18 protein-coding genes and 7 pseudogenes are annotated in these 17829 nt (G+C 72.3%); 12 read left to right on the top strand and 13 right to left on the bottom strand.

Translation table 11 applies throughout. The annotated features are described in order from the left end of the window. Positions 1-25: 25 nt before the first annotated feature. The 3 genes and pseudogenes from HYE82_RS01975 to HYE82_RS01965 all read right to left on the bottom strand — a co-directional run. Positions 26-278, bottom strand: a pseudogene (locus tag HYE82_RS01975) (hypothetical protein); the annotation flags it as partial. A gap of 342 nt (positions 279-620) precedes the next feature. Further along, a pseudogene (locus HYE82_RS37515) lies at positions 621-1045 on the bottom strand (lipase family protein); the annotation flags it as partial. 131 nt (positions 1046-1176) lie between these two features. Then, complete coding sequence (locus tag HYE82_RS01965; protein WP_179172124.1) at positions 1177-1794, bottom strand: TetR-like C-terminal domain-containing protein; 618 nt, start codon at positions 1792-1794, stop codon at positions 1177-1179. A gap of 69 nt (positions 1795-1863) precedes the next feature. On the opposite strand from HYE82_RS01965, the gene HYE82_RS01960 reads away from it, so the two are divergent. Continuing rightward, the gene (locus HYE82_RS01960) at positions 1864-3204 is read left to right on the top strand and encodes an alpha/beta fold hydrolase (RefSeq protein WP_179172123.1); all 1341 of its coding nucleotides are present in this window, start codon (positions 1864-1866) and stop codon (positions 3202-3204) included. Between the two features lie 151 nt (positions 3205-3355). Here HYE82_RS01960 and HYE82_RS01955 read toward each other — a convergent pair whose 3' ends face one another. Next, complete coding sequence (locus tag HYE82_RS01955) at positions 3356-3934, bottom strand: TetR/AcrR family transcriptional regulator (protein ID WP_179172137.1); 579 nt, start codon at positions 3932-3934, stop codon at positions 3356-3358. A 62-nt stretch (positions 3935-3996) separates the two neighbouring features. Here HYE82_RS01955 and HYE82_RS01950 point away from each other — a divergent pair, with 62 nt between their 5' ends. Next, a complete protein-coding gene (locus HYE82_RS01950; RefSeq protein WP_179172136.1) occupies positions 3997-4521 on the top strand; it encodes an SRPBCC family protein in 525 nt (174 codons plus the stop codon). 47 nt (positions 4522-4568) lie between these two features. Here HYE82_RS01950 and HYE82_RS01945 read toward each other — a convergent pair whose 3' ends face one another. Further along, positions 4569-4991, bottom strand: a complete 423-nt coding sequence (locus HYE82_RS01945) for a hypothetical protein (protein ID WP_179172135.1) — start codon at positions 4989-4991, stop codon at positions 4569-4571. Between the two features lie 215 nt (positions 4992-5206). On the opposite strand from HYE82_RS01945, the pseudogene HYE82_RS01940 reads away from it, so the two are divergent. Continuing rightward, a pseudogene (locus HYE82_RS01940) lies at positions 5207-5424 on the top strand (phosphatidylserine decarboxylase); the annotation flags it as partial. Positions 5425-5611: 187 nt separating this feature from the next. On the opposite strand, the gene HYE82_RS37510 reads toward HYE82_RS01940, so the two are convergent. The 4 genes and pseudogenes from HYE82_RS37510 to HYE82_RS01925 form a co-directional block, all read right to left on the bottom strand. Continuing rightward, positions 5612-5836 (bottom strand): hypothetical protein, encoded by a 225-nt coding sequence (locus tag HYE82_RS37510; RefSeq protein ID WP_256986840.1) that lies wholly within the window; start codon positions 5834-5836, stop codon positions 5612-5614. A 6-nt stretch (positions 5837-5842) separates the two neighbouring features. Then, positions 5843-6130 (bottom strand): annotated as a pseudogene (locus HYE82_RS39425) (lysophospholipid acyltransferase family protein); the annotation flags it as partial. A 545-nt stretch (positions 6131-6675) separates the two neighbouring features. Further along, positions 6676-7638 (bottom strand): PaaX family transcriptional regulator C-terminal domain-containing protein, encoded by a 963-nt coding sequence (locus HYE82_RS01930; protein ID WP_256986839.1) that lies wholly within the window; start codon positions 7636-7638, stop codon positions 6676-6678. Further along, positions 7635-8258, bottom strand: coding sequence for a GNAT family N-acetyltransferase (locus HYE82_RS01925; RefSeq protein ID WP_179172133.1), 624 nt, complete (start codon positions 8256-8258; stop codon positions 7635-7637). The genes HYE82_RS01930 and HYE82_RS01925 overlap by 4 nt, the downstream gene beginning before the upstream one ends. Positions 8259-8547: 289 nt before the next feature. Here HYE82_RS01925 and HYE82_RS01920 point away from each other — a divergent pair, with 289 nt between their 5' ends. Next, a complete protein-coding gene (locus tag HYE82_RS01920; RefSeq protein WP_309144166.1) occupies positions 8548-9459 on the top strand; it encodes a CocE/NonD family hydrolase in 912 nt (303 codons plus the stop codon). Positions 9460-9663: 204 nt separating this feature from the next. Continuing rightward, a complete protein-coding gene (locus tag HYE82_RS01915) occupies positions 9664-9951 on the top strand; it encodes a hypothetical protein (RefSeq protein ID WP_179172131.1) in 288 nt (95 codons plus the stop codon). Here HYE82_RS01915 and HYE82_RS37505 read toward each other — a convergent pair. Then, positions 9938-10063 (bottom strand): annotated as a pseudogene (locus tag HYE82_RS37505) (IS5/IS1182 family transposase); the annotation flags it as partial. The gene HYE82_RS01915 and the pseudogene HYE82_RS37505 overlap by 14 nt on opposite strands. 295 nt (positions 10064-10358) lie before the next feature. On the opposite strand from HYE82_RS37505, the gene hemC reads away from it, so the two are divergent. Then, a complete protein-coding gene (gene hemC / locus HYE82_RS38825; protein WP_306439534.1) occupies positions 10359-10931 on the top strand; it encodes a hydroxymethylbilane synthase in 573 nt (190 codons plus the stop codon). Next, a complete protein-coding gene (locus HYE82_RS38820) occupies positions 10928-11284 on the top strand; it encodes a hypothetical protein (protein WP_306439533.1) in 357 nt (118 codons plus the stop codon). The genes hemC and HYE82_RS38820 overlap by 4 nt, the downstream gene beginning before the upstream one ends. Positions 11285-11308: 24 nt before the next feature. On the opposite strand, the gene HYE82_RS01900 is transcribed toward HYE82_RS38820, so the two are convergent. After that, on the bottom strand, positions 11309-11536 hold the full coding sequence (locus tag HYE82_RS01900; protein ID WP_179172130.1) for a hypothetical protein: 228 nt from the start codon (positions 11534-11536) through the stop codon (positions 11309-11311). 470 nt (positions 11537-12006) lie between these two features. Between HYE82_RS01900 and HYE82_RS01895 the strand changes: the two genes are divergently transcribed. The 4 genes from HYE82_RS01895 to HYE82_RS01880 all read left to right on the top strand — a co-directional run bounded on the left by HYE82_RS01895 (position 12007) and on the right by HYE82_RS01880 (position 15804). Then, positions 12007-13590, top strand: a complete 1584-nt coding sequence (locus HYE82_RS01895) for a serine/threonine-protein kinase (RefSeq protein ID WP_179172129.1) — start codon at positions 12007-12009, stop codon at positions 13588-13590. Positions 13591-13776: 186 nt separating this feature from the next. Continuing rightward, positions 13777-14787 carry a hypothetical protein gene (locus tag HYE82_RS01890; RefSeq protein WP_179172128.1) on the top strand — a complete coding sequence of 337 codons (1011 nt, stop codon included), beginning with the start codon at positions 13777-13779 and terminating at the stop codon, positions 14785-14787. Next, positions 14784-15248: a hypothetical protein gene (locus tag HYE82_RS01885; protein WP_179172127.1), complete on the top strand. Its 465-nt coding sequence runs from the start codon at positions 14784-14786 to the stop codon at positions 15246-15248. Before HYE82_RS01890 ends, HYE82_RS01885 begins: the two co-directional genes overlap by 4 nt. 94 nt (positions 15249-15342) lie before the next feature. Next, positions 15343-15804 (top strand): hypothetical protein, encoded by a 462-nt coding sequence (locus HYE82_RS01880; protein ID WP_179172126.1) that lies wholly within the window; start codon positions 15343-15345, stop codon positions 15802-15804. 795 nt (positions 15805-16599) lie between these two features. On the opposite strand, the gene HYE82_RS01875 is transcribed toward HYE82_RS01880, so the two are convergent. Continuing rightward, positions 16600-17148 (bottom strand): hypothetical protein, encoded by a 549-nt coding sequence (locus HYE82_RS01875; RefSeq protein ID WP_179172125.1) that lies wholly within the window; start codon positions 17146-17148, stop codon positions 16600-16602. A 363-nt stretch (positions 17149-17511) separates the two neighbouring features. Here HYE82_RS01875 and HYE82_RS01870 point away from each other — a divergent pair. After that, positions 17512-17712 (top strand): annotated as a pseudogene (locus tag HYE82_RS01870) (ATP-binding protein); the annotation flags it as partial. Here HYE82_RS01870 and HYE82_RS01865 read toward each other — a convergent pair. Next, a pseudogene (locus tag HYE82_RS01865) lies at positions 17704-17829 on the bottom strand (IS5/IS1182 family transposase); the annotation flags it as partial. The pseudogenes HYE82_RS01870 and HYE82_RS01865 overlap by 9 nt on opposite strands.

Below are 17829 nucleotides of genomic sequence, written 5' to 3'. Positions count from 1 at the left end.
TGAGGAAGCGGCCGCTCCCCCCGGGTCAGGTCCAGCCGAGTTCGGTGTAGGGGCGGCCGACGCGGATGCCCTCGATCGCCGGCCTGGTGTGGGCCGTTCCCTCCGGATCACCTTGCCGGCCAGATGAAATGGCGGCGAGGTGGAGTGCGGCGAGGTAGATGGTGGCGGTCTTGTTGTACCGAGTGGCTCGACCGCGCCGCTGCTTGAGCTTGTTGATGCAGCGCTCGACGGTGTTTCGCTGCCTCGCGGTCGAAGGCCGGCGGGCGGTGCGCGCCGCCCAGGCTATGTGGACCAGGCGAGTGGGCCTCCTTCACGGCGTACGGGTGATGCGGGATCGTTCCGGTAGGCCACCCGGGCGGTGGTGCCCTCACGCCGCACCGGTCCCCAGCCAGCGTCTCGGTACCCGGCCTCGCGACGGCCCTTCCGCAGGCCGCCACGCGCCGGGCTGGTCACCCGCGGGCCGCTCCGCGGAGGTCCCACCCATCCTCGACGCCGGCCGGGAGAATGCCGTGTCCCCACCCTCGACGATCGACCACACCGCCAGGCAGCACAGCCCGCAGCCGGCGCAGACGAGGTTCTTCTCCAGGGCGGCGACGTAGTGCTTCAATCGGCGAGGAGCGGACGCGACCGCTGGCGTCGATGTAGTGCAGGGTCTCGAGATGGGTGCAGGCGGGCTCGGGCGGCAGCTGGGGGACATGTCGTTGTTGTCGACGTAGCTGCAGGCGGTTCTTGAAGCCCTTGTTGCAGGAGGCGGCCAGGAGGCGGTCGCAGGTACGGGGCTGGCCGTAGGTGGAGATGCCGTCGGCCTGCAGGCACGGGGCCTCCAGGTACATGCGGCATCCGGCGGGCATGGCAAGTGCGCCGCCGAGGCTGTGGTCGGTGAACCCTGCGCGGGCTCGGTGCCCCGGAACCCGGTAATGATCATCTTGTCGCTGGCGATCGTGTACGCCTGGGTGTCCTCCAGCGGGAACGGCGGCGTGAAGCGGGTGTGGTGGTGGCGCACCCGGTCGAAACCCCAGTCGCAGGCCTTGCCTTCGATTAGCACGCCGGCGTGTCGGCAGTGGGCAACTGCCGTGCCTGATGCGCAAGGCGGCCCGACCGTCCCGGACGTCCCGCCTCGTGCTCCTGCAATGCCGCGCCCCGCCCCTGCCCGGTGCCGGTGCCGCGGCCGCGTGGTCAGGGGGCGGCTTCGCTCTGGCGGAGGGTCCGGAACACCGCGGGGGTGGTCCATCCGCGGAGTGTGGCGTGGATCGCCGACCGGAATGCGGTGTCGGCGGTGGCGGTGTCGAGGGCCCCGGCGAGTTCGAGGGTGACGAGTCCGTGGAGGGTGGCCCAGATCGAGAGGGCGATGGGTGTCGGCTCGCCGGCGAGGAGGGACGCCGCCCGTGCGCGGTCGATCGCTTCGATGAGGGGTCGGACGGGGTCGGCGGCGCCGACCTGCCCGGCGGGGTCGAAGGCCTGAACACCGCCGAACAGGACCGTGTACAGGTGGGTGTGCCCGAGTCCCCAGCGGCGGTAGGCGGCGGCCAGCGCGTAGAGGTCGGCGAGGGGTTCCGGGGAGGGCTGCACCGCCGACAGGCTCCGGAAGAGGCCGGCGACGGCTCTGTCGCGCACCGCGCCGATCAGCCCGTCCTTGCCGCCGAAGAGGGAGTACACCGCCGTCGTGGACGCGTCGGCCGCGGCGGCCACGGCGCGGACGGTGACCGACTCCCTGGGGCGGGTGGCGAGCATCTCGGTCGCGCATGCCACGAGCCGTTCCCTGACGGCGTCGTCGTTCGTTCTCGGCCTACCCACGTCCCGCAGCCTACCTTCTCTGATAACGTCGTTTCAAAACACTGTTCCGAAACTGTCCGGAGGTCCGCCTTGCCCTCACCCGCCATACGTCTCGTACGCTCCATCGGCCGCTTATCCCTGGCCGTGGCGGCCGTTGCCGCGCTGGTCGTCGTCTTTCTCGTGCTGGTCGTCCTCACGGACGGCGCGGGCTCGGGCCTCCCGGCATGGCTGACGGCCCTGGGGGTGGGATCGGCCCTCGCCGTGTGGCGGGTGCGGCGACGGCGGCGCGCCTGGCCGGCGCAGCTGGTGCCGTTCCTGCTGGTCGTCGTCGCGGCGGCCCTGTCGGCGGCCGTCTGCATTCCGACGGTGCCGACCGCCCGGCAGGCCCCGCCCGCCCTGCCGTTCGTGGCCACGCAGCACTGGAGCCTGGCCACCGGCAGCCGCGTTGCGGTGTACCACTATCCGTCCGCGGGCCCCGGTGCCCGGCAGCCCGTTCCGCTGGTGTACCTCCACGGCGGACCGGTCCGCGGCATCTCGGTGCTCGACCACCGCTTCCTGCAGCTGCTGGCACGGCGCGGCTACGACGTCTACGCCTACGAGCAGGCCGGCGGCGGCCGAAGCGACCTGCTGCCCATGGGCCAGTACACGGTCTCCAGGTCGGTCCGCGACCTCGCCGCGTTCGTCGACCGCCTCGGCAAGGGCGAGGTCGACGTTCTCGGCTTCTCCGCGGGCGGGGCGGTCCTGGCCAGGGCCCTGGCCGACCCGGACGTCGCCGGGCGCCTGCACCGCGCCGTGATCGCCGAGCCGGGCCCCATGGACGGCCCCACCGCGCGCGCCGACGGACACAAGGGCCGGCCGTCGGCTCGGGGCCTCGCACCTGCCCCCGCCGGACCGCGATCGACGCACGTCCCCCGCTACGCCGCGGCGTTCGGCCTCATGCGGCTGGGACTGCTCACACCCGAAACGGGGCTGGTCGGACAGGCCGAGGGCGACAACGCCTTCACCGCCGCCGACCTCGGCGGCGACACCGCATCCGCCTACTGCGCGCGCGACGCGCACCGCATCCCCGTCGAGGACACACCGCAGAACTTCTCCTTCAGCCCCGCCGCCAGCCTCCGTGTCCAGCAGACGGTCAGGGACTCGCCCTCCCTCGCCCCGCAACTGAGCCGGTCGACGACCCCGGCGATGCTGATGATCGCCGAGTGCTTCTCCCAGCTGCGCCAGTGGGCGACCGCGGTCCTCGCCCGTGATCCGGCCGTCGAGCGCACGCAGTTCATGCCCGGGGTCGGACACCACATGTGGAACGGCCTGGACGACAACGACGAGCGAGCCGCCGCCGTCATCAGCGCGTTCCTCCAGGGCCGGCCGGCCCCCCTGCCCAACTACCCGACCCGCGAGGACATCCCCGCCTTCCTGGCCGACCGCAGATGAGCAGCGCGGCCGGTCCGCGGCTGGCGGCGGCCGCGCAGTCGCGCACCTCGATCTCACGCGCCCACGAAGTGTCCTCCAGTCCGATCGCACCCCGGCCGCGCCCCGGGCGGCGAGGGGCGACAGGCCGCGGTTCCGCGCGCGGGTGCGGTCTTCACAGGAGTGCTGCGGTGCACTCCTCGGCCAGGTCTTCTGCGTGCGGGGGGAGTTCCGCGCCCGCGCGGAGATGGCGGCGGACGAGGGACAGCGGGAAGTCGATCAGGGCGAGCGTGATGCGCTCGCGTGCCTGTTCGCCGGTGGCGCCGAGGGCCTTGCCGAGGTCGTGGACGGCGGTGAGTGTCTGGCGGTTGCCGGCGTCGGCGCGTGCGGTGTGCTCCTGCGACCAGTGGGCGCGGTCGAAGTCGGCGGCGCCGTAGAGGAGCAGGGCGGCCTCGTCGGGGTGGTGGCGGCTCCAGGCGATCACGTGCCGGGATGCCGCGCGCGCCGCGAGACGCGGGTCGTCGTGGCTGCCGAGCACAGCCGTGTAGCTCTCCTGGAAGCGCTCGACCGTGCGCAGCCACACCTCAGCGAGCAGGGCCGTGCGGCCGCTGAAGCGGTGGTAGACGGATCCGCTCGGCGCCCCGACGGCCTGGGCGACCGCCGACATGGTCACGCAGGCCGGTCCGCCGCTCGCGGCGAGGCGGACGGCGGCGTCGAGGAGCTGCCCTGTGTCGAAGCGGGGTGGTCTCGCCATGAAACAGAGAGTACCCTCCAATTTATTAGAGGCATGTCTCCAAAACGTGCGGAGGAGATGGCATGGGTGTCTACAACGTCCACGAGCGCCTGCTGGCCGCAAAGGCCGACGAGGTGGGCGCACTCATCGACACGCTGGCCAGTGGGGAAGACGACCGGCTCTGGCCTGGCCGCCATTGGTCGCCGATGGAGTTCGACCGCCCGCTGGGACCCGGCGCCGCGGGAGGGCACGGACCGGTCCGCTACACCGTGGCCGGATACGTGCCGGGGCAGTGGATCCGCTTCGAGTTCACCGGCCCCAGCGGTTTCCACGGCTTCCACGAACTGGCCGTCCTGCCCGCCGGCCCGGACCGCACGCGCCTGCATCACACCCTGACCATGTCCCCCCGCGGCCAGGCCCGGATCACCTGGCCCCTGGTCTTCCGCCCCATGCACGACGCCTGCATGGAGGACGCCTTCGACCGCGCCGAACTCGCCTGCACCGGCACCGTCTCCCGCTCCGCCGGCTGGTCGCCCTACGTCCGCTTCCTGCACGCCCTGGCCTCCCGCGCCCTGCGCCGCAGCGCAGAACCCGTCGCCCGCCCCTGAAAAGGCATGCTCGGCACGAGGAGCCGAAGCGCCAACGGAAAGGCGCCTCAGGGAGCCGGCTGTCTGGCACCCTGGACCTCGAACCGGGAGACGGTGTGGCCGTCGACGTCCAGTTCCCGGTAGCCCGCGAGCCGGTGCTCCTCGGTGTTCCAGGCGAGAGCGCAGGTACGCCGGCCGATCGCGGGGACGTCGCCGACGGGTGCGATGAGGATCAGCCCGTCCTCGAAGACGAGCCGTCCGGTACGGGCGTTCGGACCGGGGCTGCCCAGCCAGATCGTGAGGCCGGGTACGCCCGTCTCACGGGCGGTCAGCAGGGTCCCCCAGCGGCTGCCGTCGCCGTGGTCGGCCTCCAGCCGGGGGTCGGGCGGCTGCGGGCAGGGGAACCAGCGGCCCTCCGAGCCGGGGGTCGGCGGGCGGTCCCGGCGTTCCGGGGCCACGGAGTCGGCCGCCGGCTGCACGGAGAGCTTCATCTGACAGTCCGTGCCTGACGTACCGGCTCCGCGAGGGGTGCCCCCGGGGGTGCCGAGGTCGGTTCGTGCGACGAGCGACCAGCGCACATCGTCCACGACGCCGTGCCCCACGACGGCGTCCCCGGGTGCAGGGAGCGCCGCGGGCGGTGCGGGCACCGGGTGGCCGTCCTCACCCGTGCCGCCGTAGGGCAGCAGGGGACGCAGTGTCAGTCTGACACTTCGACACCGAGCTCGGCGACATCGAGATGGTCCAGATCGCGGGACCGTCGCGCGGCGCATCGTGCCGTACATCCCACAGAGCTCGAAGGTGGAGCAGGGTGACCGCATCGGCCTGATCCGCTTCGGCTCGCGCGTCGACGTCTACCTCCCCGAGGGCGTCGAGGCCGCTGTCGAGGTGGGGCAGAAGACCATCGCGGGCGTGACACGCCTCGACGCTCCTGAGTTCGGGGGCGTCGTGCCACCGGGCGCCGCACGTGGACCGGTCACGGCTCCCCCCGCCCGGCGGGATGGCGCCCCGTCGGAGGCTCTCCGGCGCAGCAGCTCAGCGTGCTCGTTCCGGCCGTGGCGGAGGACAGGGGCGCTTGTCACTTCGCCGCAGTTTCGGAGAGAACGGGGCCGGGTCAGCCGCGCGTCTTCGCGCTCGCCGCGTAGACCGGCACGTACTCCTGGCCGGACACCTCCGCTATGGCCCGCACAATCAGGTCGGAGACCGCCCTTCGCGCGCCGGCGTCAGCGACGGAGCCCTCGTGCAGGGAGAGGTCGACGGGCTTGCCGAAGGTGACCTTGACCTTGGCCGGACGCGGAAGCACGCGCCCGGGTGCCAGGACGCGATCGGTGCCGCTCATGGCCGCAGGCCCCACGGGCGCGCCGGACGTGAGAGCCAGCCATGCCACGCCCGTCCTGGCCCGGTAGAGCCGGCCGCCCGGGGAGCGTGTGCCCTCGGGGCAGATGCAGAAGACGCCCCCGTCCTTCACCACCCGAAGACACGCGTCAAGCGAGGCCACTGCCGCACGTTGGTTCCCGCGGTCGACCGGAACCTGCCCCCTGCCCCGCATGAAGGCCGAGACGATCCGCCTCGGCCAGGAACCTCCGTCGATGTACTCCGCCTTCGCCATGAAGGTCACCTGCCGGTCCAGCACCAGCGGCAGGAAGTCGAGTCCACGATGGACACCTCCCGGTCGGGGCCGGACCCCGCCCCGCCCCTGTGATCGGCGTTCGCTCGAGCAGCGCGCCGCTTGTCACCGTGCTGCTCGTTGCCTGTGGGCCTCATGGTCGGCGCCTTTCCACTCACCCCTGGTCTATGCGCGCGGGAAGGAGGAGCGGTGGCGGCCACCACCGCGTCGAGGACGTGCGGCGGCCCTGCGAGCCAGTGGCGGCCGGTGCGTGCGCCAAGCCGTCCAGCGTCGTGTCGCCCGCACGATAACGACCAGGGCGCGTCCCTGCTCCGCGGCGGGCCGGGATCGGAGCGGCTGTGCAGGGCGGCGGTGAGCCCGATGGTGCCCTGCGGGGAGGGTCGGGTGGTCGCACACGCCCTGCCGCCGGGCCAGTCAGAGCAAAGCCTCGGCAGTTGGCGGGCGCCGCTGGCACTTCGCTCTAGGATGGCCTCGAAAGCCGGCTCGGCAGCTGCCTGGGGCGGCCCCAGGCGGGGTGACCGACTGCTTCGCCCTGCTGCCGTCGTGCTCGCCTATGGGTTCGGAGCGTGTCCGGTGCCCTGGGTGTAAAGCCGGAAGAGCCGGGGCTCGTTCGGCTCGGCGGGCAGTTCGGCCAGCCGCTGCCACAACTGAGCCGCCAGCGCCCGTGCTCGCCTCCCGGCCCAGTCCGCGGGCAGGAGCTCCGGTGGAAGCAGCGGGTCGGGAGTCATGGCCCGCGTGAACTCCGCGGCCGTCTCCACCGCGTACGTCAGCCGCTGCACTGCACCCAGTTGCCCGGGTCCGGCTCCGGCGTCCAGTGCCGCCTCGATGCGTGCCAGCCGGTCCATGGCGAGCGCGGCAAGGTCCTCGTACCGTGCGGCGATCTCCTGAAGCGGCCACAAGCAGGCAGCCAGCTTGCTCGGGTCGGACGTCCCCCCGACACGAAGATCGGTGCTCGTGAGCGTGGTGATGGCCGAAGCGATGCCGAGTTCGGCCGCGGCCGCGCTCACGTACGGCCCGACGTCATTGGCGGTCACGTACAGCCCGCCTTGCAGCGGTGCTGCCCCGAGCGACAGCAGCCGGTCGCGCAGCGCGTCGCGGGCGGGGCGCCGGGACTCCGGTACGGCGAAGGCGATCAGGTGCCACCGGCCGTCCCACGGGGCCTGGCCGCGGTCTTGGCGATAGGCGAAGCGTACGAAGGCCGCGTCCGGGGCGAGCGCCCCCGAAGCGTCGGTGACGGCGCGCAGGACGGCCTTGCGCCCCCGCCCCTCGTGGCTGAACCGCCCCTCCGCGACCAGCCGCTTGATGCACAGGCGGACCTGCTGGTCCGTCATGCCCAGGGCTGTCGCCACGGCGTACAGCTCGCCCGCGTCCACGCTGCCGTCCTCGCGTACGAGGGCCTCGACCAGGAGCCGGGTCGGGATCTCGGGGGCCTTGACCCCCGTGGCGGCGCGGGCCCCGGTCCGGGCTGCGGCCCGGGGCGCATGCCCGGTGGCCTTCGCGGCCTCGCTCATCATGATGTCGCTCCTGGGGTGCGGTCGGCTGCGGTGACGGGGCGGTGCATGGTGGTCACGGCCTCGAATCCCATCAGATCCCGCAGGAAGGGAGTGCGCTGGGTCGCCGTGGCGCGAAAGCCCTGGCGTTCGTACAGTGCGCGGGCCAGGGGGTTGACATCGATCACGTCCAACCGCAGCCGGTCGCAGCCGTGCTCTGCCGCGACCGCGTACACCTCCCGCAGCAGGCGCGCCCCGATGCCGTTGCCCCGCAGCTCCGGCGCGACGGCGAGCCCGTCCATCACCATCTCCCCCCTTGCCGCATCGCGCTCCAGCAGGGCGAGCAGCGCGAGCCGGGGCAGCCCACGCACAGGGCCATACGCGCGCAGGACGTCCACCGCGCCACCGCCCGTAAGGCCCCGGCCATCGGCGGTCTTGTACCCGCCGACCGCGACGACCCGTCCCTCGCGCAGGGCCACCACGGCCCGATCGCGGTGCAGGTGGGCGGCAAGGAAGGCCTGCCCCGCCTCGGACGGGCCGAGGGCCGGGCCCAGTTTGCGCCCGAACGCCTCCCAGTAGAGCTGTGCCACCCGTCCCTCGGCGCCCTCGGGCACGCCCCGCCGGATCTCCGTCAAAGCCATCATGTGATCAACTGTAGTACGTTCGAATGTGAAACGATAGTTTGCTATCCAATAGCAAGAGCGGGAGGGCGCGTCAGAGGGCGCGCGAAGGGGGAGGAAGCCGATGTCGCACACCCACGAGACCGAGCAGGAAGCCGAGGGACAGCTCGGCCCCGCGAGCAGACCGCGTTCGCGAAGGCGCCGCTTTCTGCGGGCAATTGCCGCAACGGCGGCCGCACTGTCGCTGGCTGCCGTCGCTCTCACTGGCCTCGCCGCCTGGCAAAACACATACGACCTGCGCGAGGAGCACGTAGTGATCCACACCGGCGGCCGAGCCCTGAACGCGGTCCTGGCCCTGCCCCACCGCGGCCGGGGCCCGTTCGGTGTGGTGGTCTTCGTCCACGGCGACGGACCCATCGACGCCACCCACGACACCTTCTACCGGCCCATGTGGGAGGCGTTCGCCCAGGCCGGCTACGCCTTGCTGTCCTGGAACAAGCCGGGCGTCGGCGGGTCCGCGGGCAACTGGCTTGACCAGAGCATGGCCGACCGCGCCGCCGAGACCGCCGACGCCATCGCATGGGCCCGCACCCGGCCCGACCTCGACGGCCGCCGCGTCGGCCTGTGGGGCGCCAGCCAGGCCGGTTGGGTCCTGCCCAAGGTCGCGGCCACCACCCCCGGCATCCGTTTCGTCATCGCCGTCTCACCAGCCATCAACTGGCTGCGGCAAGGCCGCTACAACACCCTCGCCGAGCTTGCCGACCGCGGCGCACCGCCGGCCGAGCGGGATGCTGCCCTCGCTCGCCGTGAAGCCGCCCTTGCGGTGCTGCGCCGTGGTGGCACGTACGCCGACTACCGCGCGGCCGTGCCCTCCGACCGGGCGATGACGGCGGACCGCTGGCACTTCATCAGCCGCAACTGGGCTTCCGACGCCACTTCTGACCTACGAGCGGCCGGCGCCCGCGGCGTTCCCACGCTCCTGGTGCTGGCCGGGCACGACCGCAACGTCGACGTGGCCGAGACCGAGACGGTCTACCGCCGCGAACTTCCGCCTAGCTCCTTGCAGGTGGAGCACTACGCGCAGGCCGACCACGGCCTGGCCGACCTCGACGTGATCCGCTCCGAGACGCGCGCCTTCCTGACGGCGGTCTTCGCCCCCCGCAGCCTCTTCACCCCCGGCTACCTCGATTCCTTGCGCACCTTCACCGGACGCTTCAACCCCTGACACCCGTGCGCGGGGGTGCTCCCACGCGGGCCGGCGCCACACGGCAGCAAACGCGCACCGAGCCCGGCCACGCTAGATCCTCGGCGGGACGCGGGGCCGTCGACGTGGCCGAGCGTCGTAGGCTGCAGGCACGCAGCACCACCAGGAGGGGGAGGACGAATGCAGATGGATCAAGGCCCACAGCCGGCCCCCCCAGCGCCGAGCATGCTGAGCGCTGCGGCGGCGCGCGACCTCACACGTGACTTCCTGACCGCACACGGAATACCGCCACAAACCGAGTCGGGCCCGCTGTTGCTCGTCGTCACCGAACTCGTCACCAACGCCCAGCGCCACGCCGGGGGAGTGACGAACTTCCACTTGGCCGCCTCCGGCGACGGCATCACGGTGACGGTGGACCGCGACCGCCGCGCACCGGTCGACGCTTCATCACCGGCCTGGCAGCCGGGCGGCTCCGGATGGCCGGTCATCTTGAAGGGCCGAGCACAGGTATGAACTGCGGGGCGTTACCCCACTGTCCGGGCGTGATGACGAAAGCCAACGGGTGACGACCGCCCTCGCTGGCCAGGTGAATCTTGCAGTTCAGCCCTCCCCGGGAGCGGCCAAGGCCCTCGTCGGAACAGTGCCTCACCGGGCGACTGCGGCGGCCCGGGACCTGCGGCGGGCGGCTGAGGGCACCGGCTGCGTGCTGGTGCGCTCCACTGTTTCACGGCTCGGTGGCAGTCGGCCGCAAGCCGTTGACCATCGGCTCCGGCACCTTTCGTACACGTCGGCTCACTCGCTGCCGGCCTTCCTCGCGTGCCGCGCGCTGCGGCGCATTCTCCGCGACAGGCGAAACCCGGCCCCACAACGGACACCGTGCCGGCATGTGCATCCCCACGCCGGGCTTACGGTGCATGGGTATGACGCAGCACATCAGGATCGCGAGCCGCGCATCCACCATGGCGACAGCACAAGTCAACTGGCTGATGGAAGAGATCACCCGCGCGAGCCCCGGCGTCGTACCAGAGTTCGTACCCATCACGACGGTCGGCGACCGCTGGAGCGGGCCCCTGGCCGAGGTCGGCGGCAAGGGCGCCTTCACCAGCGCCGTGGCCCAGGCCGTGCTCGACGGCCGCACGGACCTCGCGCTGCACTGCGCGAAGGACATGCCTGGCGACGAGCCCGAGCCGGACGGCACCCTCTGCCTGTACCCGCGGCGCGACGCCGTCCACGACGTCCTGGTCGACCCCGCCGGACGCAAACTCGACGACCTGCCCGCCGGCACCCGCATCGGCACCTCCGCGCCCCGCCGGATCGCCCAGCTCAGCGCCTCGCACCCCCACCTGACGATCGTCCCCGTACGCGGCAACGCCGACACCCGCCTTGGTCTCGCCCACGCCGGCGACGTCGACGCGGTGATCCTCGCGCTCGCCGGTCTGCGCCGTCTGGGCCGAGAAGCCGAAGCACCGAGATCATCGACACCGACCGGATGATGCCCGCCCTCGGCGCCGGCCAGCTCGCCCTGCAGATCCGCGCCGACGACCAGAACCTCCTCGACCTCCTTACCCCGCTCACCGACGCCACCGCCACCCGGGCCGCCCTCGCGGAACGGACCCTGCTGCGCGCCCTCGCCGGGCACTGCCACGCCCCGATCGCAGGCCACGCCACCACCACCGCCGTGGCGGGCGACCTTCACCTGGCCGCCCGGGTCTACACCCCGGACGGATCGCAGATGCTGGCCGCCACACGGACCGGCCCCGACCCACAGGCCGTGGGCCACGCGGTCGCCCAGGACCTCATCGCCCAAGGCGCCAACGACGTCCTCGCCTCCTCCCGGCGCAGTTGACCAGCTCCTCCCCGCGAACCCCGATCACTCGGGCATCGGAGGAGGCCACACGAGCCGTGCCCGGCCGTACCGGGCACGGGCCGCGTCCGCGCTCAGCCCGTGCGGGCGCCCGATCTGCTCCCAGGTCGCACCCACCTCCCGATCCGCGATCACCGCGCACCGCACCAGTTCGCTGGTCAGGTGATGGAAGTCCGCAGCAGCGGTGCTGTGCAGCCCGGCGCCGGCTCGCTCGCTACCGATCGCGTCAGCCACCAGCAGCTCCAGGGCCTCGCACCGGGCCCGGATCTCCCGAGAGATCTGCAGCAGAGCGATCCGGGCCCGCAGAGCGGCCGCGGCCCGCCGTCGCTCCCGGTACGCCTCCTGCCGGCAGGAACGCGGACGAGGGCAGTACCGGCGGCGCCGCCCACCTGGAAGCCTGGCGCCGCACCACGCGCAACACCTGTCGTCCATATCCGAAGGATTCCACCGGAACCCGATGACAGCACGCCCGCCGCGTCTGCGAACGACGCGGCCGGCCACGCACCCCGAAACAGCCGCCATCACCCAGCTGACCTGCAAAACACCCCTTGGTCGTGGCCGGGAGCCTCTGAGCCGGCATCGCTCGGCCCGGCCCCGGCGGAGCGTTTTCGTATGCTCCGGCGCACCGCGGGCAACGCCCTCGTCCGCGGTGCGCCTGGAGCCGGCCGGCCCCGGTGCTCGGACACGCAGGGCTGGAGGACTTGATGCTCGGCACGACGGTCGCCGGCCGGTACCGGCTGAAGGAGGCGATCGGCCGCGGAGGCATGGGCACCGTGTGGCGTGCCGAGGACCTCCACGAGAACCACGACGTCGCCCTCAAGATCATTCCGGTTGGCGAGGGGGACCCGGTGCGGGAAGCGGCCTTCCGGCGCGAGGCACAGGTCGCCGCGCGCCTGTCCCACCCGAACGTCGTCGCCGTCCGGGACCACAGCGCCGCCGACCTCGACGGCCACCGGATCCTCTTCCTGGCCATGGACCTCGTCCTCGGTCGCCCGCTGAACACGCTCACCGGCCGCCCAATCCCGCTCCCCGAGGCCCTGACCTGGGCGATCCAGATCAGCCAGGCCCTGGAAGCCGCCCACCACCGCGGCATCGTCCACCGCGACCTCAAGCCGTCCAACATCCTGCTCGACCAGGCCTCCGGCAGCGCTGCGAAGCTGTGCGACTTCGGCATCGCGCGCCTGGCCGAGGCCACCCACCACACCCTGACCGTGACCGGCATCGCCATCGGAACCCCCGCCTACATGTCGCCCGAGCAGGCCCGCGGAGACACAACCCTGGGCGCACCCAGCGACCTCTACTCGCTCGGCTGCCTCCTCCACGAGCTGCTCACTGGCCACGTCCCGTTCACCGGCACCGGCTGGCAGGTCCTCAACCAGCACATCAACGACGCGCCGGCCCCGCTGTCCGCCCTGCGCCCCGGTGTACCCCGCGAGCTCGAGCAGCTGGTCCTGGAGCTCCTCGACAAGGACCCCGACCGCCGGCCCACCGCGGCCGCCACCCGCACGCGGCTCACCCGGCTGCACACCGCGCTGGGCGCGTTCGCCGACGCACCCACCGCGCCAGCGCACCAGCACCCGCCCACCCTGGTCGCCACCCTGACTGCCACCCACGGCGTCGGCCACCGCCTCGAGCCGGGCGCGCGCCGCACCACGATGTGCGCGGCCGGCCTGACCGCGGCCGCCATCACCGGAGCCCTCTCGCTCACCACCACGTTGCCGATGCCCGGGACGGCCAGCCTTGGCGCTCTCGCCGGGCTGCTGCTCGCCGTCCTCTACCTTCTCGACCCGCCCCAGCCACCGCACCCCGGACAGTTGAAGATCACCACGGCCGCCCTCATGACCCTCCTGCTCCTCACCGGCGGCGCGGCGTTCACCATCCTCGTCACCGACGTCTCCCGTTGGGCGGCCGCCCTGACCATCAGCGTCCTCGGCGGCCCGGCCCTACTCGCCTGCGCCAGCGCTCTGCGCCACCTGGTCGAGTACACGCTCCACCGCACGGCCTGGCACGGCGACCTCGCGACGACCGCCGGCGCCCTGCAGACCACCACGGTGCTGGTCGCCGCCCCCCACGCCGGCCTTCCGCCGCTCACGCTCGTCACCGCCGGCGTCGTGCTGTGGCCGGCCGCAGCACTTCTCACCGCGGTCCTCACACCGCGCCGAACCCGCCATGCCCCTCCCACGTCGGCGAAGGACCGCGAGCCTCGAACTCCGGCTCGGCACCCGGCCCCGGCCCGCCGCTACCCCCACCTGAACGACGCCACCACCTGTAGGCCGCTTCCTCACTGAGCCGCCGGACCGCCCGGGACCCGTTCCCATCGGCGACAAGGCCAGGCCCAGCATCGATGTCAGTGGCCACCCCTATGCTGCGCCGCACAGCGAGGCACGACCTCGCTCACCCTTCAAGTGCGGGGAGTTGGCCCCATGGCGCGCACCGGCAGACCGCGGAAGGACCCCCGCGAGCCGGAAGAGATTATGCGGGCGGCCGACCTGGAGCCGCTGGAGCCCTACCCCGGCAGCTCCGCCCCGTGGCGATGCCGCCATACGACGTGCGGGCGGGAGGTCACCCCCCGCCTGAGCAACGTCACCACGGGACAGCGCGGCTGCGTGTACTGCTCCGGGCGGGCCCGCATCGACCCCGACGCCGCGGCCGCGGTGATGCGGGCGGCGGGCCTGGAACCCCTGGAGCCCTACCCCGGCAGCGACCGCAAGTGGCGATGCCGCCACCTCGCATGCGGACGCGAGGTCACACCCACCTACGTCCGGATCAACTCCGGCTCCGGACCCTGCCGGTGGTGCGCACCGAACGCGCCAGTCGACCCGGCCGTCGCCGCGGCCGACATGCGGGCCGCGGGCCTGGAACCCCTCACCCCGTACCCGGGAGTGGACACGCCGTGGCCCGTCCGCTGCCGGGCGTGCGGAGCGCCCGGTACCCCCACGCTGGGCTCCATCCGGCGGGGGCAGGGCGGCTGCTACCCCTGTGGCCGGCGCAAGGCCAACGCGTCGATGCGCCACGACGCCGAGACCGCGGCCGCGGTGATGCGGGCGGCGGGCCTGGAGCCGCTGGAGCCCTACCTCGGCACCGCGTTCCCGTGGAAGAGCCGCTGCACCAAGTGCGGGGCCATCGTCTCCCCGCGCCTGTGCTCCCTGGCCGGCCGGAGCCGACGTGCGGCCTGCAAACGATGCGCCGACCGGGCCAACGGTGAGGCACAGCGCCACGACGAGGACCTGGCCGTCGCCGAGATGCGCGAGCACGGATTCGAACCCCAGGAACCGTACCGCGGGGTCAAGCACCCCGGTGCCTGTGCCACGGCTGCGGCACCATCACCTCACCGACCTTCGGCTCCATCCTCGCCGGCCAGAGCGGATGCCGACGCTGCGCCGACCTCCGCGCCGCCGCCGCACGACGGGAAGACCCCGACCGCGCCACCGCCTCCATGCGCGAAGCCGGCCTCGAGCCCCTGGAGCCCTACACCACGGCCATGACGCCCTGGCGCTGCCGCTGCACCACCTGCGGCCGCACCTCGACCCCCACCCTGGCCAAGATCCGCAGCGGCCGCAGATGCAAGTACTGCGCCCGCCACGGCTTCGACCGTGCCGCGCCCGCCCGCGTCTACGTCGTCACCCACGCACAGCACGGCGCCGTCAAGATCGGCGTTGCAGGCGCTCTCCAGCGCAACGACCGTATCGCCCAGCACCGCCGCCTCGGATGGGCCCTGTTCTACGAACGCCACGTGCCCACCGGCGACGACGCCCTGTCCGTCGAGCAGACGATCCTGCGCCGGCTCCGCGCCGACGGGCACGGCATCTTCCTCACCGCCGCCCAGATGCCCAACGGCTGGACCGAGACGTTCGACGCCACCCTCGTGACCCCCGCCCACCTGCGGGACGCCATCCGGGCACACCAGACCAACCCGCCCCCACCTGCGCCCCTGACCCTGTTCTAGGCCCCGCCCCTCAGGCGATGGCAACCCGCGCGGCGGCATGATCTACGGTCGTTACCGCACCAGCACTGATCTTCAGCAACGGGGAAATACGCACATGAGCAAGACAGCAACACTCACCATCAGTCTGCTCACGGCGGCGGTCCTGGTGACCGGGTGCGGCAGCGAGAAGAAGGACGACAGCCCGGCCAAGGCAAGCGAGGTCTCACCGAGCGCCTCGGCGAGCAGCGAGGCGAACGGCTCGTCCTCGGGGAAGAAGGGTGTTCCGCACCAGGTGGTCTTCGAGGTGGGCGGGACGGGCGCGGCCCAGGTCATGTGGAACGGGAACAGCAACCACTTCGACCAGGTAACGCTGCCCTGGACCAAGACGGAGGCCATGCAGCTGGAGGGTGCCGAGCTGAAGGTCGGCGTCACGGTCTCGGTGGTGCCCGGCTCGGTCACGGGCCCGGACGGGATGCTCAAGCCAGCCCCGTGCACGATCAAGGTCGACGGCAAGCAGGTCGCTGACAACCAGGACGGCAAGTCGCCCAAGCCCTGTGAGTACAAGATCAAGGACTGACAGCCGGTCCGCCCCCCGCCTCGTCTCGCGAGCCGTTCACGCATGCCCTGCCGCACCGCGGTCCACTATCTGCGGTGCGGCGGAGCCGGCCGGCCCCGGCCCTCGAGCACGCAGTCGGCGTCCAGCGGAATTCCCCATCACGCCGGCGGACCGAGCGGCGTTCGGCGAAGGCCTGTAACGCCAGCCTGCCTCCGGCCCGGCGCTGGCCGGGCCCACCCGCTGGGTGTACGAAATGAGTCGGCCATTGCGACCGCTCTAGTGGTCTCCGAGGGGTGAGCGTGAAGGGGCGGACGAGCGGTGACGGTTCGGGCCCGGAGGCAGTGGTCGACGACGTGTTCGTGCCGGCGGACGTGGCGCAGGCGAGCGGCCAGGAGGAGCGGCGGTCGGGAGCGAGCGAGGCTTGACATGGGAATGCGGCCCGAAGGAAATCTCCTCGGGCCGCAGTTCGGAATCTGTATACGCTTTCGCAGCCGGCCTGCGCGCCGGCCTGCAGCCGGGCTCGGCCCGGGACGAATCAGGGGGACAAGATGACCACCACGACGAAGACCTCAAGCTCGGCAGTATCAGTGCCCAGCCGTACGCCGGGCGCCCCCGTCGCCCTCTTCAGCGACGAGGCTTCTGCGGTGACGAGAGCCGTGCCTGGCGAGGCCCGGAACCTGCCGCGGCCACTGGACACGCTGACTTGGCAGGAGCCCCCCGCCCTGGAGGATGCGGACGACGACGCGCGGTGACCGAACGGTCCGGGCACCGTCGCCCCTTGTCGCTCGGCTGATCTGGCCAGGCGCCCCAGCCCGGTCAGCGGTTGTGCCAAGCAGAGTGGTCCTCGTTCCACTGCTTCCGGGCCCGGACCCGCTCCACTTCTGCGTCCAGACGTTCGATGCGCGTTCCGTCCTCGATGTGGACATCGGCATGCGACGAACCAGCGTGGTACCGATGGCGTTGGCTGACCACGACCACGGTCCGGGCGATACCCGCCTGGTTCGGCATCGCCATAGCCGTCGACACGAAGGGCCCCGCCGGGCCGCCCGGCACCGAGATCCAGTCGTCCTCGCCGGCCTGCCAGGGGAAGATCAGGTCTCCTCCCTGGGGGCCGGTGCCGGAGGGAAGACCTGCGGGTGCCGGTTCAAGACCGGCGGTCAGCCTGGCGAGCGCTTCCAGTTCGAAGACGGCCACCTGGAAGTCGTCCCCGAGGGCGGCCATCTGCCCGAGCATGGCGAGTTCTGAGGCCACCCGGCGCCAGTCCTCCGCGCGGTCACCGGTGATGCTCTGTTCCGTACGCAGTGTGGTGAGGGTGCGGGTGACAAAGGCGTGACGGGCACGTTCTCGGCCTGCGTTGCCGCGCATGGCCGGAGGTAAAGGCGGAAGGCGGTCGGCGAGGCGCTGGGCGCTGGGTCGGGTGTCCGGGGCGGGCATCGGGGTCCTCGAAGTCGACGGGTGTTCGGGTGGGTTCTGGCCTGCTGCTGCGTGCCAGTCCGGTGCCGTCGCGGACAAGTACGACGGCACCGGACCGGGGCGGAGTGGGGTCGGCGGACACGGTTCTGCACTTCACCGGAGCGGGTCCGGTGGGGCGTCAGTCGGACAGCGCGCCGGTGATGGTGGGCATCCCCTGGACCGTGGTGATGGCGGCGGTGGGGGAGAGGACCTTGAAGGCGTGCTTCCAGCCCCGGTCCAGGAGGCTGAGGAGTTCGCCCGTGGGCAGCGTCAGCGCGTTCCGAGCGCCAGATCAAGGCGGCCGGCTTCCCCCGGGACAAGTCCCTGCGGACCTTCGACTTCGACGCGAACCCGAACATCGACGCGGCCACCATCCACACCCTCGCCAGCTGCGAATGGATCAAGAAGAGCCAGCCGCTCTGCCTCATCGGCGACTCCGGAACGGGCAAGTCCCACATGCTCATCGCGCTAGGCAGTGTCTGACAAATGATCATCTGGCTGGTTCGCGGAGCCAGAGGATCAGCGAGGCCAGCACGACTCCGGCGCGGTAGCGGTCGGCGAGCTTGTCGTACCTGGTCGCGATCGCGCGGAACT

Origin of the sequence: Streptomyces sp. BR123, from assembly GCF_013401435.1 — a bacterium.
GTDB lineage: Bacteria > Actinomycetota > Actinomycetes > Streptomycetales > Streptomycetaceae > Streptomyces.
Note: the sequence above shows the minus strand (reverse complement) of the source record. Positions and strands in the feature narration are given on the sequence as shown.